The sequence below is a fragment of the Allobosea sp. Leaf344 genome (assembly GCF_001426225.1).
In the GTDB taxonomy this organism is placed as follows: Bacteria; Pseudomonadota; Alphaproteobacteria; order Rhizobiales; family Beijerinckiaceae; genus Allobosea.
In genome coordinates this window covers 664,016-683,954 of the sequence record NZ_LMRT01000013.1, presented here as the reverse complement: position 1 = coordinate 683,954, position 19,939 = coordinate 664,016, and the positions used below count along the sequence as shown (strand labels likewise).

21 protein-coding genes are annotated in these 19,939 nt (G+C 69.1%); 8 read left to right on the top strand and 13 right to left on the bottom strand.

The genetic code is table 11. The features are described from left to right. Positions 1-158: 158 nt before the first annotated feature. The 3 genes from ASG72_RS11950 (at position 159) to ASG72_RS11940 (ending at position 1,079) form a co-directional block, all read left to right on the top strand. A complete protein-coding gene (locus ASG72_RS11950; RefSeq protein ID WP_056712474.1) occupies positions 159-461 on the top strand; it encodes a hypothetical protein in 303 nt (100 codons plus the stop codon). Between the two features lie 70 nt (positions 462-531). Beyond that, positions 532-744 carry a hypothetical protein gene (locus tag ASG72_RS11945; protein WP_056712473.1) on the top strand — a complete coding sequence of 71 codons (213 nt, stop codon included), beginning with the start codon at positions 532-534 and terminating at the stop codon, positions 742-744. Then, entirely contained in the window at positions 741-1,079 is a 339-nt protein-coding gene (locus ASG72_RS11940) for a hypothetical protein (protein WP_056712470.1), read from the top strand. Before ASG72_RS11945 ends, ASG72_RS11940 begins: the two co-directional genes overlap by 4 nt. A 99-nt stretch (positions 1,080-1,178) precedes the next feature. On the opposite strand, the gene ASG72_RS11935 is transcribed toward ASG72_RS11940, so the two are convergent. The 4 genes from ASG72_RS11935 to ASG72_RS11920 all read right to left on the bottom strand — a co-directional run bounded on the left by ASG72_RS11935 (position 1,179) and on the right by ASG72_RS11920 (position 5,597). Continuing rightward, positions 1,179-2,126 (bottom strand): sensor histidine kinase, encoded by a 948-nt coding sequence (locus ASG72_RS11935; protein WP_162246240.1) that lies wholly within the window; start codon positions 2,124-2,126, stop codon positions 1,179-1,181. A 211-nt stretch (positions 2,127-2,337) separates the two neighbouring features. Next, a complete protein-coding gene (locus ASG72_RS11930) occupies positions 2,338-2,574 on the bottom strand; it encodes a hypothetical protein (RefSeq protein WP_056712466.1) in 237 nt (78 codons plus the stop codon). 22 nt (positions 2,575-2,596) lie between these two features. After that, a complete protein-coding gene (ligD, locus tag ASG72_RS11925; protein WP_056712464.1) occupies positions 2,597-5,215 on the bottom strand; it encodes a DNA ligase D in 2,619 nt (872 codons plus the stop codon). A 49-nt stretch (positions 5,216-5,264) separates the two neighbouring features. Further along, positions 5,265-5,597, bottom strand: a complete 333-nt coding sequence (locus tag ASG72_RS11920; RefSeq protein WP_348271581.1) for a hypothetical protein — start codon at positions 5,595-5,597, stop codon at positions 5,265-5,267. A 213-nt stretch (positions 5,598-5,810) separates the two neighbouring features. On the opposite strand from ASG72_RS11920, the gene ASG72_RS11915 reads away from it, so the two are divergent. After that, a complete protein-coding gene (locus tag ASG72_RS11915) occupies positions 5,811-6,680 on the top strand; it encodes an MBL fold metallo-hydrolase (RefSeq protein WP_348271580.1) in 870 nt (289 codons plus the stop codon). A gap of 145 nt (positions 6,681-6,825) precedes the next feature. Further along, the gene (locus ASG72_RS11910) at positions 6,826-7,599 is read left to right on the top strand and encodes an NAD kinase (RefSeq protein ID WP_056712627.1); all 774 of its coding nucleotides are present in this window, start codon (positions 6,826-6,828) and stop codon (positions 7,597-7,599) included. Between the two features lie 31 nt (positions 7,600-7,630). On the opposite strand, the gene ASG72_RS11905 is transcribed toward ASG72_RS11910, so the two are convergent. Both ASG72_RS11905 and ASG72_RS11900 read right to left on the bottom strand, forming a co-directional pair. Continuing rightward, positions 7,631-8,845 carry a DUF2336 domain-containing protein gene (locus ASG72_RS11905; RefSeq protein ID WP_056712461.1) on the bottom strand — a complete coding sequence of 405 codons (1,215 nt, stop codon included), beginning with the start codon at positions 8,843-8,845 and terminating at the stop codon, positions 7,631-7,633. Continuing rightward, entirely contained in the window at positions 8,842-9,954 is a 1,113-nt protein-coding gene (locus ASG72_RS11900) for a transglycosylase SLT domain-containing protein (protein ID WP_200939928.1), read from the bottom strand. Before ASG72_RS11900 ends, ASG72_RS11905 begins: the two co-directional genes overlap by 4 nt. Before the next feature lie 136 nt (positions 9,955-10,090). Here ASG72_RS11900 and ASG72_RS11895 point away from each other — a divergent pair, with 136 nt between their 5' ends. Both ASG72_RS11895 and ASG72_RS11890 read left to right on the top strand, forming a co-directional pair. Then, positions 10,091-10,588, top strand: a complete 498-nt coding sequence (locus tag ASG72_RS11895) for a MaoC family dehydratase (RefSeq protein ID WP_056712460.1) — start codon at positions 10,091-10,093, stop codon at positions 10,586-10,588. Continuing rightward, positions 10,588-11,469 (top strand): CoA ester lyase, encoded by an 882-nt coding sequence (locus ASG72_RS11890; RefSeq protein ID WP_056712459.1) that lies wholly within the window; start codon positions 10,588-10,590, stop codon positions 11,467-11,469. The genes ASG72_RS11895 and ASG72_RS11890 overlap by 1 nt, the downstream gene beginning before the upstream one ends. A gap of 44 nt (positions 11,470-11,513) precedes the next feature. On the opposite strand, the gene ASG72_RS11885 is transcribed toward ASG72_RS11890, so the two are convergent. Both ASG72_RS11885 and ASG72_RS11880 read right to left on the bottom strand, forming a co-directional pair. Next, positions 11,514-12,122, bottom strand: a complete 609-nt coding sequence (locus ASG72_RS11885) for a flavin reductase family protein (protein WP_056712458.1) — start codon at positions 12,120-12,122, stop codon at positions 11,514-11,516. A gap of 4 nt (positions 12,123-12,126) precedes the next feature. Further along, a complete protein-coding gene (locus ASG72_RS11880) occupies positions 12,127-12,696 on the bottom strand; it encodes a nitroreductase (RefSeq protein WP_056712457.1) in 570 nt (189 codons plus the stop codon). Between the two features lie 124 nt (positions 12,697-12,820). Here ASG72_RS11880 and ASG72_RS11875 point away from each other — a divergent pair, with 124 nt between their 5' ends. Continuing rightward, positions 12,821-13,711 carry a hypothetical protein gene (locus ASG72_RS11875; protein ID WP_056712455.1) on the top strand — a complete coding sequence of 297 codons (891 nt, stop codon included), beginning with the start codon at positions 12,821-12,823 and terminating at the stop codon, positions 13,709-13,711. Between the two features lie 22 nt (positions 13,712-13,733). Here ASG72_RS11875 and ASG72_RS11870 read toward each other — a convergent pair whose 3' ends face one another. From ASG72_RS11870 to thrS, 5 genes are all read right to left on the bottom strand, one after another. Continuing rightward, a complete protein-coding gene (locus ASG72_RS11870; protein WP_056712452.1) occupies positions 13,734-14,576 on the bottom strand; it encodes a GDSL-type esterase/lipase family protein in 843 nt (280 codons plus the stop codon). Next, entirely contained in the window at positions 14,501-15,655 is a 1,155-nt protein-coding gene (locus ASG72_RS11865; RefSeq protein ID WP_056712450.1) for an OpgC domain-containing protein, read from the bottom strand. The genes ASG72_RS11870 and ASG72_RS11865 overlap by 76 nt, the downstream gene beginning before the upstream one ends. A gap of 239 nt (positions 15,656-15,894) precedes the next feature. Then, complete coding sequence (locus ASG72_RS11860) at positions 15,895-16,506, bottom strand: GDYXXLXY domain-containing protein (protein ID WP_056712448.1); 612 nt, start codon at positions 16,504-16,506, stop codon at positions 15,895-15,897. Next, positions 16,506-17,792 carry a DUF2157 domain-containing protein gene (locus ASG72_RS11855; protein ID WP_056712447.1) on the bottom strand — a complete coding sequence of 429 codons (1,287 nt, stop codon included), beginning with the start codon at positions 17,790-17,792 and terminating at the stop codon, positions 16,506-16,508. The genes ASG72_RS11860 and ASG72_RS11855 overlap by 1 nt, the downstream gene beginning before the upstream one ends. An 80-nt stretch (positions 17,793-17,872) precedes the next feature. Next, positions 17,873-19,867, bottom strand: coding sequence for a threonine--tRNA ligase (gene thrS, locus ASG72_RS11850; RefSeq protein ID WP_056712445.1), 1,995 nt, complete (start codon positions 19,865-19,867; stop codon positions 17,873-17,875). Positions 19,868-19,939: the final 72 nt, after the last annotated feature.

Below are 19,939 nucleotides of genomic sequence, written 5' to 3'. Positions count from 1 at the left end.
CAAGGGGGCGCGCGCGGCCCGGCGCGGCCGCCCCCATCTCACGTCCCCGGAGAGCTTGGCGGCCGCTCCCGGCCTCGTCTCCCGATAGGGAACCCATGCCCGCCCGACCGCATTTTTAAGGGCGAGGAAGCAACGGAGTTGGATTCTCGGGAGCTGGCATGCCTGATGGGACCAAGCGGGAAGCCGACCATCTGACCGTCGCGCTGACGGATCAGATCGAAGCTGGCCCGTATCGGGTCGATCTCCTGATCGCGCCCGACGAAATCAACACGCGGCTGAAGGCCATCGGCGAATGGCTGGTGGAATGGCAGATGCCGCATCAGGTGCGGCTGACGCGCCAGCATGAACAGGCGCGGTTGCACCTCAGCTTCACCAGCGCCGACCATGCCCATGCCTTCCAGCTGACCTTCGGCGGCCATGAGAAGGCGGATGGCGCCGCCCTGCCCGGCGAGGAGGGCTGAGCCGCGGGCGGATCAATCGGCGCGCAGCAGCGTTGCTCTCGCGGCTGGGGCGAACGGGAAAGGAAAGATCATGGAGACCGACCAGATGTCGGGGTGGCTGATGATCGTCACCTTCGGCGGGCTGCTACTGTTCCTGATCCTGAGCTTCATGTGGTTCCTGCGGCGCAGGAGCAATCGCGACGCCACCAGGCGCGCCTTCGACATCGAGCCGCATGGCCGCGCCGACAGCCTGACCCCCTCCGCTTCCGAAACCTATGCGACCAGGCGAGACGCAGCGCCATGACCGACAAGACCCGACAGACCGATACGCCATCCGCCTATGATGCGCCGCGTCGTCCCGGCCAGCCGGGCGAGCAGGACCAGCGCCGGCCCGGGCCCGACCCGGCATCCGCCCATCCCACCGGTCCGAATCCGCCCTATGAGCCGGATCGCGGCGACCACAGCAGCGCGGCCGCGATCAAGCACGATGCGGCGGGGCAATATGGCGAGGGCCGGACGTCGCCGAACAAGGGCGGGCTGCACAGCGCCAATCCCGTCGTGCTGTCGGGCGATGGCGACGCGACGCAGGGCAATGGCCATGGCCGCGATCGCGACGAGAACGGCCCGAAATCAGGCTGAGACAGTGAAAAAGGGCCGGCTTCTCGTGACGAGAGAGCCGGCCGAGTGGCGGGGGAATGCCTGACCCGCAATCCGGCAACCGCCGGAGCCGGCAAAAGTTCAGGCCCGCGCCACGAAACCCGCGACCAGATCCGCCTTGGCCGCCGGGCTCGCGGCCGGCAGCGCGATGGCGCAGCGCACGCCGTCCGGCTCGTAGAGGATCGTGGTCTCGCCCATATCGGCGGCGAAGGCGGTCTTCAGCAGTTTGGAGCCAAAGCCCGCCCGCTCCGGCACCGTCACCGGCGGGCCATCGCGCTCCTGCCAGCCGAGATCGATTCGCCCCTCGCCCAGCCGCCAGGACAACTCCACCCGGCCGGCGGGCACCGACAGCGCGCCGTATTTCAGCGCGTTGGTCGCGAGCTCATGCACCAGCAGCGCCAGCGACATCGCGGTATCGGCACTGATCCCGGCCGTCGGCCCCGAGAGGGAGAAGCGCTCGGTCCCGAAGGGCCGGAGCACGCCGGCGAGCAGCTGGCGCAGTTCGGTCGGCAGGTTCGGATTGCCGCTGACCACGTCCTGCGCCCGCGCCAGCGCTGCGATGCGCTCGGTGAAGACCGCGTCGAACTCCTCGAGCGAATGCGCGCTGCGGCGCGTCTGGCGCACCAGCGCCTGGACCACGGCCAGCGTATTGCCGATCCGGTGCTTCATCTCATGGGCGAGCACGCGCGAGCGTTCCTCCGCCTCGATCACCGTGCGCAACAGGACGCGGACCATCAGGGCGACGCCGATCAGCACGCTGCCGAACACCAGGAAGGCGGCGACCGAGGCCATCGCCGCGCCGTCCGGCTGCAGCGCCCGCAGCGACGGAAACCAGAAGAACGCCGCCATCACAGCGCAGAGCAGCAGCGTCAGCAGCCCCGCCAGCGCGCCGCCGAGCACGGCCGCGATCATCACCGCCGGAAAGAAGGAGATGAAGGGCACGCCGAGGCCGAGCAGCGGATCGAGCGCCAGGCGCAGCAGCGTCGCCACCAGGGTGATCACCAGCGCATAAAGGGCCGACGAGCTCACCGTCGCCTTCTGCCGGGGCAAGCCTCTGGCAAGGACGCCGAGGGTCTTGGCTGCGAGCCGCTCAGGCAAAGCGATCATCCCGAAGCTGAGTCATCGGGAAGGCATAGGCACATCTGCGACGGCCTGTCTTCAACATTTGATGGAAGTTCCATTTGGGACTAAATCGCACCGGCTGCATGGGTCTTGCGGCACAACTCAGGGCATTGGGCGCTCAGACCTTCCATTCGCCATGCAAGGCGAGGGTCGCGGTATAGATCAGCCTGCCATGCATGTCGCGCACGGTCACGACCAGCTCCGTCTCGTCGCGCGCCGGGATCGTCTCGCGCAGCATGTCGGGCAAGGCGTCCAGTGCAGCCGAGCGTGCGGCGCCGTCATCGGGCAGCTCGAACCCTTCTTCGTCAGTGCCGGGCTGGCTGTCCCCCTCCATCTGGATGAAGTAGCGTGCCATCTGCGTCCTCTGAAGGGGCAGTCTAGAGTGAGCGCTCCGGGGCGAAATCGGCCCAGGCATCTGCGCGATCGGGAAATCCGTCCGTGGACGCGCGGAAAGCATCCGGCGCCACGCCCTGCTCGAGCTCCGTCCAGGCGATCGGCATCGAGACCGCCGCGCCCTTGCGCGCCCGCGTCGAATAGGCGGCGATCGCCGTGGCGCCGCGGCCATTGCGGAGATAGTCGATGAAGATCCGCCCCTTGCGCGCGGCCTTGGCCAGCTTCGCCGTGTAGAGCTTCGGCTCGGCCTGCTCCAGCGCCTGGGCGAAGTCCCGGGCGAACGCCTTCACCTTCACCCAATCGGCCTTCGGCTCGAGCGGCAGCACGACATGATAGCCCTTGCCGCCCGAGGTCTTGAGCCAGCTCGTCATGCCGAGATCTGCCAGCCGCTCGCGGACGGTGAAGGCCCCGTCGCGCACCCGTTCGATCGGCACGCCCGGATCGGGATCGAGGTCGAAGATGATCTGGTCCGGCTGCTCTACCACATCCATGGTGGCGCCCCAGACATGGATCTCGACGGTGCCCATCTGCACCAGCGCCGCCAGCCCGTCGAAATCGCGGATGAACAGCAGGTCCTCGCCATCCTTGTCCTTGTGGCGCTTTATCGCCTGATCCATCCCCGGCGAGCCGTGCTTCTGGAAGAAGACATGGCGGCCGATGCCGTCCGGCGCCCGCAGCAGGCTGAGCGGCCGGTTGACGACGAAGCGTTCCATGCGCGGCCAGACCGCGGCGTAATAATCGAGCAGCCCCTGCTTGGTCAGCCCGACATCCGGCCAGAGCGGCTTGTCGGGATTGCTGAGCGTGAGCGAGGTCGTCGGCCGCGCCTCGGTCTTCGCGGCGTCTTTCGCCGTCGCCGCGGGCCTGGCCGCGGCTTTGCCCTTGCCGGCCGGCGCCTTGCCGCGCGCGGCCTTCGGCTTCCCGGCCCGATCGGCCTCCTCATCGGCCGGGAGAGGCGTTTCCGCCACCACCTCTCGCGCCGGCTTGTCTTCGCGCAGGCCGAGGAATGAGGCGTGCCGCAATGTCTTCGAGGCCGTCCAGGCGCGGAATTCGATCTCCGCCACCAGTTCGGGACGAACCCAGACGACGCCCTTCTCGCGCGCCGCCGCACCGGTGAACGGCGAGGCCTCGGCCCGGATGGCGTCGAGCCTGGCCTTCAGCGCGGCGGCGGAGTCGCGGCTGAACCCGGTGCCGACGCGCCCGGCCGGCTTCAACGCCCCATCCTCGTGATAGGCCGCGACGATCGAGCCCAGCGCCCCGCCGGAGGTTTTCGACGGCACGTATCCGGCGATGACGAATTCCTGCCGCTGCGTGCATTTCGACTTGATCCAGCTCTTGCCCCGCCCGCTGCGATAGGGAGCGTCGGCCTGTTTCGAGATCACCCCCTCCAGCCCCATGCGGCAGGCATGGCGCAGCATCGACTGCCCCGGCTCGACGAAATGCTCGCTGTAGCGGACGGGCCCTTCGAGCTCGGCCTTCTGCAGCAGGGCTTCCAGCCGCTCCTTGCGGGCCAGCAGCGGCTCCTCGCGCAGATCCTCGCCGTCGAGAAACAACAGGTCGAAGGCGAAGAACACCAGAGCATCGGTGCGCTCCTCCGACAGCGCCTGCTGCAGCGCCGAGAAGGAGGAGATGCCGCCATCGGCGAGCGCCACCACCTCGCCGTCGATCAGGGCGTTGTCGCAGGGCAGCTGCCGCAGCGCCGCGATCAGCGTCTCGCCGAAGCGCCCCGTCCAATCCAGCCCCGAACGCGTCAGCAGCGCCGCCTCCCCATCCTCGATCCGCGCCTGCAGCCGGTAGCCGTCGAACTTCACCTCATGCAGCCATGTCTCCCCGGCCGGCGGGTTCTCCTGCAGGGTCGCGAGGCACGGCTCGACGAAGGCCGGCAGCTCGGCGACGGCTTTGCGCTTCGCGGCCTTGCCTTTGACCGAGGTCTTGGCGGCCTTGGTCGATGTGCTCGTCTCGGCGGACTTCGCTGACATGGCGCTCTTGCCGGCCTTGGCCTTGGTCTTTGCACTGGCCTTGGCCGGCGCCTTGCGCTCGGCCACCTCCTCGATGCCGAGCCCGGACTTCACCGAATTCGGCTGCGTCTCCAGAATGTCCTCATCCTGCCGCGCGGCCTGGTCATCGACCTTGATCAGCAGCCAATTATCGCCGCGATCCCCCTTGCGGGGCTTCAGCCGGACGAGATGCCAGCGCCCGGCCAGCTTGTGCCCCTGCAGGCTGAAGGCGAGATGGCCCTTGGCCATGCCCTTGGCGGGGTCGCCCTCGGGCTGCCAGCGGCCTTCATCCCAGATCAGCACCGCGCCGGCGCCGTATTCGCCTTCGGGTATGGTGCCCTCGAACCCGCCATATTCGAGCGGGTGGTCCTCGACATGCACCGCCAGCCGCTTCTCGTCCGGATCGAGACTCGGCCCGCGCGTCACGGCCCAGGACCACAGCACGCCGCCATGCTCCAGCCGGAGATCGTAATGCAGCCGGCGCGCCGCATGCTTGTGGATCACGAAGACGCCCCCGGCCCCGTCGGCGCGGCGGCGCGCGGCAGCGCCCTTCGGCTCGGCGGTGCGGGTGAAGTCGCGCTTGGCGCGATAGATGTCGAGATCGGGCATTGCGGACCCTCGCCTGGCTAGTAGCGCCGCGCGATCACGCCGGCCATCATCATGCGGCCTTGCGCGGCAGCGCCCCGCGCAACGTCGAACGCCGCACGGACTCGCTGCGGATCCGCGCGGCGACCCGCTCGGCATGGTCCAGATCGGCCCGCGTCAGCACGGGCACCGGATCGGACAGGATGGCCAACATCGCCTCGCGATCGGCCCCTCCGGACTCGATCAGCAGGCGCAGCGCCTCGCGCGTGTCGCGCTCGGCCCGCAGCTGCGCGGCCAGCGCCGAAATCAGCCGGTCTTTCGCGGATTGTCGCATGATCGGGCACTCCTCCTGGGGTGAAACCGGGGAGGCCGGCGCATGTTCCTTGCGGCCCGGCCGCGCGATCACGCAGAGTTGACCAAGGCGACGCAGGGAAATGTTGATCGTCTGGCGCCGGCGCCTAGGTTCCGCACAGGCTCGTCGCAGCCGAGGGAGAAGACAACCATGACAATTTACGAACCGTCGCGCCGCACCCTGATCGCCGGAGCCGGTGCTCTCGCCGTCGCAGCCACGCTCGATCTACCCGCCGGCATCAGCCCGGCCTCTGCTCAAGGAGCCCCGATGAACCAGGCCCCCGGATTCTATCGCTACAAGGTCGGCGACATCACCGTCACCGCGATCAATGACGGGTTTGCCCGGCGCCCGCTCGAAGGCTTCGTCCGCAATGCCGAGCTCGCCGATGTGAAGAAGGCGATGGAGCAGGCCTTCCTGCCGGCGGATGCGCTGCCGATCTCCTTCACCACGCTGGTCATCCAGAACGGTGGGAAGACCACGCTGATCGATACCGGCAACGGCGATTCCGGCGCGCCGACCTCGGGTCGCTGGATGGCCAATTTCAAAGCGGCCGGCTTCGATCCCAAGGATGTCTCGACCATCCTCTTCAGCCATTTCCACGGCGACCACATCAACGGCTTCCGCCTCAAGGACGGCACCTCCGTCTTCCCGAATGCAGAAGTGATGGTGCCGAGCGCCGAATGGGCGTTCTGGATGGACGACGCCAAGATGAATGCGGCGCCCGAGGCGATGAAGGGTGCCTTCGGCGGCGTGCGCCGCGTCTTCGGCCCGATCGCCAAGGATGTGAAGCAGTTCGAGGCGGGCAAGGAGGTCGTCTCCGGCGTCACCGCCATCGCGGCGCCGGGCCATACGCCGGGCCACACCGTCTTCGCGGTCGCCTCCGGCTCGGGCAAGCTGATGGTGATGTCCGACACCACCAACCACCCTGCCCTGTTCGTGCGCAACCCGGAATGGTCGGCGGTCTTCGACATGGACGGTCCGCAGGCCACCGCGACGCGCCGCAAGCTGCTCGACATGGTCTCGGCCGACCGGATGCAGGTCGCCTTCTATCACGCGCCCTTCCCGGCCACCGGCCACATCGCCAAATCCGGCAATGGCTTCGAGCTGGTGCCGGTGCAGTGGAGCCCGGCCGTCTGAGCCGCCGATCCATCGGCGCGAAGGCGTCACGCGAGCGAGGCCGGGGGCGACCCCGGCCTTTTTCATGGCCGCTGCCGTCTCGCCGCTGGCGGGCAGACCGTGCTAAGCAGCGTTCCGGCTCCGCAGCGGGCCTTCGGGATCGATGATGACCGCTCGCTACAAAGCCATCTCCTTCGTCTCCAGCGGAACGCCCGAAGCGGATGCGGCGCTGGCCAAGCTCGTCGAGCGCTACCGCAACGCCGACCCGGCCGAAGCCGACGTCATCGTGGCGCTGGGCGGTGACGGGCTGATGCTGCAGACGCTGCATCGCTTCATGGGGACCGGCAAGCCGATCTACGGGATGAACCGCGGCTCGGTCGGCTTCCTGATGAACGAGTTCCGCGAGCGCGGGCTGAGCAAGCGCCTGGAGGCGGCCGAGCGCAGCGTGGTCCATCCCCTGTCGATGCGCGCCGTCGACAGGACCGGCAGCGAAGTCCTGGCCATGGCGATCAACGAGGTCTCGCTGCTGCGCCGCTCCTACCAGGCGGCGAAGCTGCGTATTTCCGTCGATGGCCAGATCCGGCTCTCGGAGCTCGTCGCCGATGGCGTGCTGCTCGCCACCCCCGCCGGTTCGACCGCCTATAACCTCTCCGCCAACGGCCCGATCCTGCCGCTCGACGCGCCGCTGCTGGCGCTGACGCCGATCTCCGCCTTCAGGCCGCGGCGCTGGCGCGGCGCCCTGCTGCCCGACCATGCCGAGGTCACCATCGAGGTGCTGGAGCCGGAGAAGCGGCCGGTCAGCGCCGTGGCCGACCACACGCAGATCGACGATGTCGTCTCCGTCGCCATCGCCATCGACCGCAGCATCGATCTCGTCATGCTGCACGACCCCGGCCACAGCTTGGACGAGCGCATCCTGCGGGAGCAATTCGGCTATTGAGGCGCGGCCGCGGCAGCGAGGCCGCGCGCGCTCAGGCCGCCTGGCGGATGTCGCCGATCTCGAGTTCGACGAGGAGCGCGGGGTCCGATTCCAGCAGCAGCGCGAAGGCGGCGTCGTCGGCGAGGCTGTCGGCCATCATCCGCGCCTCTTCGCGCGCGGCTTCCGCATCCATCCGCCTGAGCAGCCCCATGATCGCGCTGGCTTCCGCGCCCTCGAGGCTTTCGCAGGCGATCAGCACCTCGCGCAGGATCGATCGGTCGAGCCCGGCGGGCGAACCGCCTCTGTCGAAGCCGCGCGCGTTCAGCGCCGCGATCGCCGCCGTGAAAGCGGGCTGGACCGCGGCGGGCAAACCGGCCTTGCGATAGAGCGCCTTCAGCCCCGAGCCACGCCGGTCGCGCAGCAGCGCCGCCACGCGCTCGGCCGGGAGGTCGCTGAGATCGACGAAGGCCGCCTCCGCCAAAGCGGGCTCACCGCTCAGCAGCGAACGCAGCATCAGCCCCGGTGTCAGCCGGCCGTTCTCGCGCAGCACCGCGACGATCGCCGGCGCGTCGCTGTCATGCCCGCCGGCGGCCAGAGCCACGGCGACGCGCTCCGTCGATTCCCGCACCAGCCGCGAACTGCGCTCCGCCGTCAGCCAGCCGCACCCCGTGACGAAGCTGGCCAGCGCGTCGGAGACCCGCGCCGCGATCACCTGGCGCAGCCCGGCCGGCAGATCGCCGCGCGCCAGCAGCGCCTCGCGCAGCGGCCCGGATTGGCCGCAGCGCTCGATCATGCGCTCCATCGAGAATTCGGGGATGTCGGCGCTCGGATTGCCCGCCAGCGTCACCAGCGCCTCTTCGCAGCCGATCTCGGCGAGCGCCGCGGCGACGCCGGCCGTCAGATGCGGGCGCAGCGCGATGGCACGCTGCGCGAGCCCGTCGCCCACCGCCGCGGCATCGACCAGATCGGCCTCGGTCAGCAGCGGCGAATGCGCCAGCACCAGCGCCGCCACGTCGCCGGGATCGTCGATCAGGCTGAGGATCAGGTTCCGCGGCGCCTGCGGCGAGGACGCCACCGCTTCGGCGATGGCGCGCCGGACGAGCGGCGAAGGATCGTCGACCAGCGCCGTCAGCGCCGTCTCCGCCTCGCGCCGATCCTCCTCCGCCATGGCGGAATGCAGATAGGCCCCGGCGAGCGCCGCGCTGCCGGAGGCGCGCGCCTCCGCATTGGCGGTGCGGGCCCAGAGGAGAAAGCGCCGGACGATCATCGCACGCTCCTCTGGTTCATGAAGGCGGCGAGATCGAGCGGGCCACGCCTGGGCTTGCCGCCCTGACGCGGCTCCGGCTCGCCGGGAGCCTGCTGGCGGGAGGGCTGCGAGAGCTCGCCTGGGCGTTGCGGCGGCAGCGGTGCGGAGACGATCTGCGCCGCGGCCGGCGCCGGCTCGGCCGGGCGAATGGCGGCGGAGGCCGCCGGAGCGGCGTCATTCTGCGTCTGGCGCGGGAAATAGCGGTCGGCCGCATCGAGCGAGGCGTAGCGGGTCCCGCCGGCGCGCGGCGTCGACCAGAGATTGGCGACCGCCCGCGACACCGGCTCGCGCGAGCCTTCCGTCGAGAACAGCCCGATCAGCCCCTTGGCGCGGCCCGGCGCGAGAGCGGCGGCGATCTCGGCCGGCTGGTCGGCGGGCTGTGCCGCGTCCCGCCCGCGGGCCGGCGCGGCCGTGGCGGTCGCGGTCGCCGTCGTCAGCTGCGTATTGGCGTGGCTGGCGGCCAGCACGCCATAGACCTCCTGCGCCGAGCGCGCGCGCCCCGATTTGTCGAAGAAGATCGCGCGGTTGGCGGCGGCCGCGTCGGGGAAATCCCGCGCCGCCACCCGGCCGGGATCGCTGCCGGCGGCCCGGATCAGCTCGGAGGCGCCGCGCGCGCCCAGCACATGGGCCATGTAGAGCTCGCCCGCATGCGGCTGGCGCCCCAGCGCCTGCGCGAGCTGGTCGCGGTTCTGCTGGGTGAGCGCGCCGGCCATCACGGCGGCGACCTGCGGATCCTTGCGCAGCTCCAGGATCCTGTCCCGGGCGGCGGGGTCGGCGACCGTCAGCCGGCCGCCTTCCTGTTCGGTGATCGCTTCGGCATAGCTGCCCAGCCCCTGCTTCGGCCCCTCGCGCTTGACCATCGAAAGCCAGGTCTGCTCGATGAACTGGAACAGCCCGGTCGCGCTCGACGTCTTGGCCTTGGCATCGGGCTCCAGCGCCGATTCGCGCTGCGCCGTCTTGAGCAGATAATCGAAGCCGGCACCGGTCTTCTGCGCCCCCTCGCGGATCGCGCTGACGACCGGGTCGGCTTGCGGTGCTTCGCGTGTCGCGGGGGTGGAGAACAGGAACATCGGGTCTCTCGGGCGCGCGCTGCCGCAAGGATGCGGGAGCGCCTGTGGAGACTGGACCGGTTATGGTAAGCGAACCGTTAAGTTCGGGAATCGTGGCGGGATCGCCGGGTTTCCGGAGCCTCAGGGAGAGAAGGCAATGGCTGAGATCAGGCGTCACAAGCGCGGCGGCATCTATTTCGAGGATTTCGAGGTCGGCGCGGTGATCGAGCACGGGCTGACGCGCACCGTCACCCAGATGGACAACATGCTGTTCTCCAACATGACCCTGAACCCGCAACCCCTTCACATCGATGCGCATTTCTGCGCCACCGAGACCGAATGGGGCCAGCCTCTGATGAATTCGCTGTTCACGCTCGGGCTGATGATCGGCATCTCCGTCAACGACACCACGATCGGCACCACTATCGGCAATCTCGGCATGACCGACGTCACCTTCCCGGCGCCGCTCTTCGAGGGCGACACGGTCCATTGCACCACCGAGATCGTCGGCAAGCGCGAATCGCGCTCGCGGCCGGATGCCGGCATCGTCGAATTCCATCACAAGGCCTTCAAGCAGGACGGCACGCTGGTCGCGCAGTGCCGCCGCCAGGCCTTCATGCGCCGTCACCCGGCCCCGGCGACGGTGGCGGTCTGATGCGCTCGCTCCTCTTCGTCCCCGGCGACAGCGACCGGAAGCAGCAGAAGGGCCTGGACAGCGGCGCCGACGCGCTGATCCTCGATCTCGAGGATTCCGTGGCGCTCGACGCCAAGCCGCAGGCCCGCCGGATCACGCTGGCCTTCCTCCAGGCGGCCCAGGCGCTGCCCCGGCGCCCGCGGCTGATCGTGCGGGTCAACGCGCTGAGCACGGGACTGACCGATGCCGACCTCGACGCCGTGATGCCCGGCGCGCCGGATGCGATCATGCTGCCGAAATCGGAAGGCGGGGTCGATATCAGCCATCTCGGAGCCAAGATCGCGGTGCGCGAGGCCGAGCATGACCTGCCCGATGGCCGCACGCGGATCATCCCCATCGCCACCGAGACCGGCAAGGGCGTGTTCGGCCTCGGCAGCTATGCCGGCGCGACGCATCGGCTGCAGGCGCTGACCTGGGGGGCGGAGGATCTCTCCGCCGATCTCGGAGCCGAGACCAACAGGCTGACGGATGGCAGCTATGCCGATCCCTACCGCCTCGCCCGCGCCATGACGCTGTTCGCCGCCGCGGCCGCCCAGGTCGACGCGATCGACACGGTGTTCACCAATTTCCGGGACGATGCCGGCTTCCGCGCGGAATGCCTGGCCGCGCGCCGCGACGGTTTCACCGGCAAGATGGCGATCCACCCCGCCCAGGTCGCGCCGATCAACGAGATCTTCAGCCCCGCCCCGGCCGAGCTGGCCAAGGCGGAAGCGATCATCGCGCTCTTCGCGGCCAATCCCGGCATCGGCGTGATCGGCCTCGAGGGCGAGATGCTCGACCGCCCCCACCTCCTCCGCGCACAGCGCCTGAAGGCGCGGGCCGATCGGCTGCAGGGCCACTGAGGCCCGCAGGCGAGAGCACGGGCGCTGGCGAGCCCGCCCGGGGCTCAGCCCGCGCCGGACGGGCGGATGATCGAGAAGAGATGGTCGACCTCGGCATAATCGGCATAGCCGCAGCGCGCGATGGGATGGGCGCCGGCGGTGTCGAAGCGGCCGTTCTTCACATAGGCGTCGTCCATGAACACGCCGACCACCTGGCCGATCGCCAGGAAGCCCGGCAGCGCCGCACCGTCCATGTCGGCGAGCTGCTGGATCGAGACCAGCTTGCATTCCAGCGCGGCCGGGCTGCCGGCGACGCGGGGAGGCCGCACGAATTTCGACGGCGCCATCTCCAGCCCGGCATGGGCGTATTCGCTGTCGCCGCGCGGCAGCGGCGCCGAGGTCTGGTTCATCTGCTGCGCCAGCGCCATCGTCACCAGCGAGCAGGTGAATTCGCCCGTCTCCTCGACGAAGGCGATCGCGTCCTTCTTGCCCTCGGACGCGAACATCACGAGATTCGGCTTCGAGTGAATGGCGTTGAAAAAGCTGTAGGGCGACAGGTTGATCTCGCCGGCGGCGCTCATCGCCGTGATCCAGCCGATCGGCCGGGGCGTCACGATCGCCTTGAACGGATCATGCCCGAGCCCGTGATCCTGCAATGCGGCGGAATAGAACATCGGCTCAGGCTCCGAAATGGCTGACGATATCGGCGAGGACGGGCCGCTCGCGATCGGCCGGGACCGTCTGCGGCGTGCCGAGATGGATGAAGCCGGCGATGCGCTCCTCCGCCGAGAGGCCCAGCGAGGCCAGCACCGGCCGGTCGAAGGCGAACCAATTGGTCAGCCAGCACCCGCCGAAGCCCATCGCCTGGGCCGCGACCAGGAGCGACATGCAGACCGCGCCCGAGACCAGCTCCTGCTCCCATTGCGGGATCTTCACATGCGGCTTGGCCGTCGAGATCACCGCGATGATGACCGGCGCGTGCAGCAGCCGGCCCCGCTCATGCGCGATCTTCTCGGCATCCGCCTCCGGGTTCTTGTTCCTGAACGCCTCCGCCACGATCTCCGCGGCCGTCTCGCGGGCCGCGCCGGCGATGACCAGGAAGCGGAACGGCACCAGCTTGCCATGATCGGGCACCCGGCTGGCGATGGTCAGCAGCGTCTCGATCTGCGCCGCGTCGGGCCCGGGCGCGGCGAGGAATTGCGGCGGCACCGAACGGCGCAGCTTGAGCAGGGCAAGCGTATCGGTCATGACAGATCCAGATCGGTGGTGGAGCGGCGGCAGGAACGTGCTGCGGCATCACCTAGTGGCTTGCCATGAAGAGGACAAGCAAGACTGCTGAGACGGGGGCGCAGGGGTGCCGAGGGCAGAACTCATGTTTCAATGCGAGCAATTCCAGAGCAGCCGGCGCGCGCTGCTGGCCGCGGCGGCGCTGTGCCTGTCGCTCGCCCCGGCCGCCGCACTGGCGCAATCGCTCACCGCGCCCAACCTGCCCGCCCCGCAGCCCGCGCCGGGACCGGTGACGCTCGGCGTCGTCGCGCAGTTCTCCGGCAGCGGCAAGCCGATCCAGTCCGGCCTCGTCTGGCGCATCCTCAGCGAGAGCGCCGACGGCTCGCCCCCGCGCATCGTCGCCCGCTCCAGCGAGGCCCAGGCCGAGTTCCTGCTCGAGCAGGGCAGCTACGTGCTGCACGCCGCCTATGGCTTCGCCAGCGGCACCAAGCGGGTTACGCTCGGCCCGCGCGGCGCGCGCGAAACCATCAGCATCAGCGCCGGCGGGCTGACGCTCGGCGGCTCGATCGGCGACAGCCCCCTGCCCGCCTCGCTCCTGGATTTCTCGGTCTTCGTGCCGCTGCAGGGCAATTCGGAAGGGCGCCTGGTGCTCGCCAACGCCAAGGCCGGCGAGCTGATCCGGCTGCCGGAGGGCACCTATCACGTGGTCTCGACCTATGGCGATTCCAACGCCATCCAGCGCGCCGATGTCCGCATCGAATCCGGGCGGATCACCGATGCCGTGCTGCATCACCGCGCCGCCAGGATCACGCTGAAGCTGGTCGCGGCACCGGGTGGCGAGGCCTTCGCCGGCACCGCCTTCAGCGTCCTGACCCCCGGCGGCGACGTGATCCGTGAGGCGATCGGGGCCTTCCCCCAGGTGATCCTGGCGGAGGGCGAATATGTGCTGATCGCGCGCAAGGGCGGCGAGGTGCATTCCCGCGATTTCAAGGTGGAGCCCGGCCTGGACCGGGATGTCGAGGTGGTCGCGCCTTAGGGCGGCCGCTCAGTTCGTCCGCTCAGTTCGTCGGCTTCGAGGTCTCGGCCATTTCCGGCTTGGCGCCGGTGAGCGCGCTGGCGATGCCGTCGGCGAGGCGCACGGCGAGGCAGCGATAGCTGGCATCGACCATGTGCAGCCCGTCCATGCCGACCAGCTCCTGCTCGGTGAACTGCTTCGAACGGGCCCAGCTCTTCATCATCGCGTAGCGCGGGAACACCGAAACGCCGTGCTCGGCGGCGGTGTTCTTCAGCACGGCGCGGTAATCGTCATATTTGGGATAGCGATCCTCGCGCGGCAGCCATTGCAGATCCATCATCACGAGATCGATGCCCGCCTCGCCCACCTTGCTGATCCCCTTGCGCAGGATCTTGGCGAGCTTCTCCTCCCCGACATGGCGGATCGCGTCATTGACCACCGTCTGCCAGATCACCAGGGAGGGACGCGGCTCGATCGCGTCGGCATCCATCCGCAGCAGCATGTCATAGGCCGACTGGCCGCCGACGCCCTTGTTGATCACCCTGACGTCGGTATCGGGGAGCCGGCGCTTCAGCTCCTCCTGCAGCACGGCGGGATAGGTCTTTTCCGGCGAGCTCGCGCCCGAGCCCTCGGTGGTCGAGGAGCCGAGCGCCACGATCGAGAGGGTGCGCTTGTCCTGATAGGCGCGCCTGGCGGCGACGAGCTGGGGCAGGAAGGGCTGCTGCGCCGCGCCGAAGCGGCAGCGCAGATCGCTGAGGTCGGCGAGCGTCAGCGGGCCGCCGGCCTGGCCGGCAGCGGCGCCGAAGACGGTCAGGACAACTGCGCCGGCAAGCCTGAGGCCGGAGCGGAACCGGCGGGCGCGCGACGCTTGAACGACTGATACCACGTCAGGAACATCCCCAAACCCATCAGGATGATACCGCCAAGTGCCGCTACGAGCAACTGCGGCCCGAGCGCGTGGCTCGTCTCCACCAGAACGATCTGCCCGATGATCGACAAAACGGTGCCGGCGCAGAAGATTTCGAGCGAATGACGGCCCATCGCGGCGAGCGGCTTCAGCGCCTGCAGCCGCAGCAATCCGGACTCGCGCGGCAGGAGACGGATCAGCAGCCAGGCCAGCGCCATGACGTGCAGGACGCGTCCGGCGCCGAGATTGGTCTTGTCCGCGCCGATCTGGATGTGGAAGATCCAATCGTCCAGCGCCGCGATGCCGAGCGGGTTGCCGCTCGCCGTCTTGACCAGCAGCGCGAACACCACGAACCCGGCCGCCAGCAAATCCAGGCCGCGCAGCAACGGCGCGGAGAGGCCGAGCTGCGCCATCCGCCCGATGACGATGCCGAGGCAGAACAGGAACTGCCAGGCGAAGGGATTGAAATACCAGCCGGCCCCCGCCGCATTCGGCAGGTTCAGCCCCGTCAGCGACGCCGTCTGCCAGAGCGCGGCCGAGAAGGCGAGCGCCAGCGCCGGGCTGAAGCGCACGGCGAGGTAGAGCACCGGCAGCAGCGCCAGCAGCACGATGTAGAGCGGCAGGATGTCGAGGAAATTCGGCTGGTAGCTCAGCGCCAGCGCGCGCAGCACGCCCTGGGTCAGATCGGCGAAGAAAGGCTGGACGTTCAGCGCCTCGAAATAGAGCGGGTTCTGGGTGCGGGTGACGGCGGTCGCGACGATGGCGCAGACCAGCAGGAAGACGGCGAGATGCGCGAGATAGAGCGTCCGCAGCCGCGCCAGGATCTTCAGCGTGCCGGTGCGCAGCCCCTTGCGCTCGATCAGCCCGCCATAGGCCAGCGTCGCCGAGATCCCGGCGAGCAGCACGAAGGCGTCGGCCGCATCCGAGAAGCCGAAATTATGCGGGGTGAAACCCGCCAGCACATGGCCGGGCATGTGGTTGATGAAGATGATCAGCAGGGCCAGGCCGCGGATGATGTCGATCCGCAGGTCGCGCTGGGCCGGCACCAGCTGCGGCACAGACGCATCCGGACGGCCAAACATCAAGAAATGCCCAAAGCGGGACGCGTGCACGGACGCTCTCCAGGGAAATGACCGTGTTGGCGGCCGGCGCAGCGCCGGTGCCGGATGAACGGATGTTCACCGTCCCGTTCATCTGCCATTCATTTAGGGCAAAAATGGTTACCGGTATCCTGACGTGTTGTCACAAGCGCGTGTCCGCTCCCGGACCGGCTCCGCATCCGGACGTGTAGGCCGGTTCAGTAGGGCGGCTCGGCGTGAACCGTCTTGCCGTCGATCAGCAGGCGCTTGATCGCGGCCTGGCCGCTGCCGGAGACGGCGGCCACCACCTCGACCCGGTCCCGTGCCGTGCGCTCGATGGCGCGGCCGCCGAATTGCGGCACGAAATAGCTTTCCAGCCCGTAATCGACGCGCAGCCTCTGCCGCCCCAGGCTGCAATCCGGGCGCCCATCCGCACCGGGCGAGCAGCCCCTGGAGGAGCGGACGCGCCCGACGATCGCCGTCTCGCCGCGGGCGGCGGAGGGCTTGCTCCGCCCGACCGCCGTCACCCGCGCCAGCCCGTCGGGACCCGGGGCGAGCGTGACATAGACCGTGTCGCCGCGCCGGAAACCTTCGGCCGCCGGGGCGTCGACCTGGCTGATCTCGTAGCTCAGCACGACATAATCGCCGCGAAACAGATCCCGCGGATCGACCGGTGCGGTCTTCAGCCGCACCTCGATGCCGTCGCGCAGCAGGCTGGCGCGGCTCTGCACCAGCTCCAGCAGCGCCCCGCCCAAAATCAGCGCCGCCAGCAGCGCCCGCCATAGCGGCGGCACCGTTCCCAGCCAGCGCTCCGGCGAGACGATCCGCATCAGGGCTGCGCCTCGATGGGGGCGGCGAAACGCGCCAGCAGCCGGCGCGTCATGCGCGCCAGCACCAGCAGCGCCAGCCCGGCCACCAGGAAGAAGAGCGACTGGCTGAGCAGCGTCCCGACCGTCTGCCAGAGCAGGATCAGCACCGCGATGCCGAAGAGCCCCGCCCCCGCCAGGAGCATGCGGCGCACGCCGCCGGCCGAGCCGGCGACGACCAGCGCCATCGCCACGACCAGGATCAGGCCCGCGACCACCACCTTGCCGAGGAGGCTCGAGGCCGCGCCGGACCAGAAGACCAGCGGGATCAGCAGCGACAGCAGCAGCGCCACGGCGAGCGGCCAGGCGAAGCGGCGGTCACCCGCGAGCCGCGTCAGCGCCAATGTCAGCGGCAGCGCCGCGCCATAGGCGAGATAGACCGGCAGCCCGGCCGCGCCCGCCCGCGCCGACTCCCGGTCGAGAATGCGAAACAGCTCGATGCCCACGCAGAGCTGCAGGCCGATCAGCCCCCAGGACAGGAACGCGGTCAGCAGCGCCGGCCAGCCCCGGTCCAGCGCCAGCGCGCCGAGCGCGACGAAGGCGACCGACACGGCCAGCCCATAGGCGACCAGACCGAAATCGAAGCGCAGGAACAGCCCCTGCCCAGGCAGCAGCGCCAGCCAGCCCATCAGCGCCAGCACCGCGAGATGATGCACGGCGCGGTTGCCGCGCGACAGCGCCAGCCAGAGCGCCGGCAGATAGAGCAGCAGGAACGGCAGATGCAGCGCCCCTTGCGCCTCGCTCCAGCGTCCGCCGCTCCAGACGGCGATGGCGATGAAGGCGAGCATCAGCGCTCCGTCCGAGCGCTGCAGCAGGGCGACCGCGAGCGCCCCGCAGGCGATCAGCAGCGCGCCACCGGGCCAATCCGTCGGCAGATGGTACATCTGGCCGACCAGGGCGACGCCGGCGGCGAAGATCAGCACGGCGCAGGTCGCCGCGGCCTCGGCCCCCAGGGCCGAACCCTGCCTTTGGAGCCGCGCGCCATAGAGCAGCGCGCCCAAAATGCCGGCGAGGATCATGCCGAGCTTCAGCAGCCGCGGCATCTCCTCCCAGTTGGCGGCGACGAAGGCCGCGACGCTGGAGGCGATCAGCAGCCCGCCGAACAGGCCGAGCAGGCCCGGCAGGCGAAACCCGCCTTGGCTGTCGAGCGAGCGCCGGATCGCGGCGGCGCTGTCGGCGCTGACCAGCCCCTCGCCGACCCAGCGCGCCAGATCGGCCTTCAGCCGCTTGTGATAGGACCCGGTCAGCATGGTCGGACTGTGTCGCGGCAAAGCGGCGGCCGGTCAAGCGGCTGCACTTCGTCGCCCCGGCCCGCCATCGCCGCGCGACCTCAGCCCCTCGCCGCCCCGGCCCGCTTGAGATCGGGCGGCATCGCCTCCTCGGTGAGCGCCTCCAGCACCGCATCCAGGCTCATCACCGTCTGCGCCTGGCTGCCCAGGCGGCGCACGGTCACCGTCCGCTCTTCCGCCTCGCGCTTGCCGACGGCCAGGATGACCGGCACCTTGGCCAGCGAATGCTCGCGCACCTTGTAGCTGATCTTCTCGTTGCGCAGATCGGCGCGGGCGCGCAGCCCTTGGTTCATGCAGGCGATCGTCACCTGCTCGGCGTAATCATCGGCCTCGGAGGTGATCGGGCAGACGAGAATCTGCTCCGGCGCCAGCCAGAGCGGGAAATGCCCGGCGAAATTCTCGATCAGGATGCCGGTGAAGCGTTCGAGCGAGCCGCAGATCGCGCGGTGCACCATGCTCGGCGTCTTCTTCTCGCCGTCGGAGCCGATATAGAAGGCGCCGAACCGCTCGGGCAGGTTGAAATCGACCTGGGTCGTCCCGCATTGCCAGTCGCGGCCGATCGCGTCGCGCAGCACATACTCGAATTTCGGCCCGTAGAAGGCGCCTTCGCCCGGATTGATCTCGGTCTTGATCCGCCCGCCGGATTCGCTCGCGATCTGGACCAGCACGCGGTTCATCACATCCTCGGCGTGATCCCACATCGCATCCGTGCCGACGCGTTTCTCCGGCCGTGTCGAGAGCTTGATGACGAGATCGTCGGTGAAGCCGAAATCGGCGTAGACCGAGAGGATCAGCTCGTTGATCTTGAGGCATTCGGCGGCGAGATGCTCCTCGGCGCAGAAGATATGCGCGTCATCCTGCGTGAAGCCGCGCACGCGCATCAGCCCGTGCAGCGCGCCGGAAGGCTCATAGCGATGCACCGCGCCGAATTCCGCAAGCCGGATCGGCAGATCGCGATAGCTCTTCAGGCCATGCTTGAAGATCTGGACATGGCCGGGGCAGTTCATCGGCTTCAGCGCGAACACCTTCTGGTCGCGCGTCGGATCGTTCGGATTCTCGAAGGCCGACGCCGATTTCACCGCGAACATGTTGTCCTGGTACCAGCCCCAATGGCCGGAGGTTTCCCAGAGCGACTTGTCGAGGATCTGCGGCGCGTTGACCTCCTCGTAATCGGCGGCCAGACGGCGGCGCATATAGGCCAGGATCTCCTGGAACAGCCGCCAGCCCTTGGAGTGCCAGAACACGACGCCCGGCCCCTCCTCCTGGAAGTGGAACAGGTTCATCTCGCGGCCGAGCTTGCGGTGGTCGCGCTTTTCCGCCTCCTCGATCTGCTTGAGATGCGCGTCGAGCTGCTCCTGCCGGGCGAAGGCCGTGCCGTAGATGCGCGTCAGCATCGGGTTGTTTCTGTCGCCGCGCCAATAGGCCCCGGCCACCTTCATCAGCTTGAAGGCCGTGCCGACCTTGCCGACCGAGGTCATGTGCGGGCCGCGGCAGAGGTCGATCCAATCGCCCTGCGCATACATCTTCAACGTCTGGTCTTCGGGGATCGCGTCGACCAGCTCGACCTTGAACGCCTCGCCCTTGTCGCGGAAGAAGGCCTTGGCCTTGTCGCGGCTCCATTCCTCCTTGGTGAAGGGTTTGTCGCGGGCGATGATCTCGCGCATCTTGGCTTCGATCGGCGGGAAATCCTCCGGGGTGAAGGGTTCGTCGCGGGCGAAATCATAGAAGAAGCCGCCCTCGATCACCGGGCCGATCGTCACCTGCGTACCCGGATAGAGCGCCTGCACCGCTTCGGCGAGGACATGCGCGCAATCATGCCGGATCAGCTCCAGCGCGCGCGGATCCTCCCGCGTCAGGAACTCGATCCGCGCATCCCGCGCGATCGGATCGGCGAGATCGACGACGACCCCGTCGAGCGCCATGGCCACGGTGCGCTTCAGCAGCGAGGGAGAGATGCCGCCGGCGATCGCCGCCCCGGTGATGCCGGAGGGGAATTCGCGCGTCGCGCCATCGGGAAATGTCAGGGAGATCGTCATCGACGGATGTCCTGCTCACTCGGGGATACGAGCCCCGTAAGTCAAGGCCGGCTGCGTTTCGATCGTTCGCGG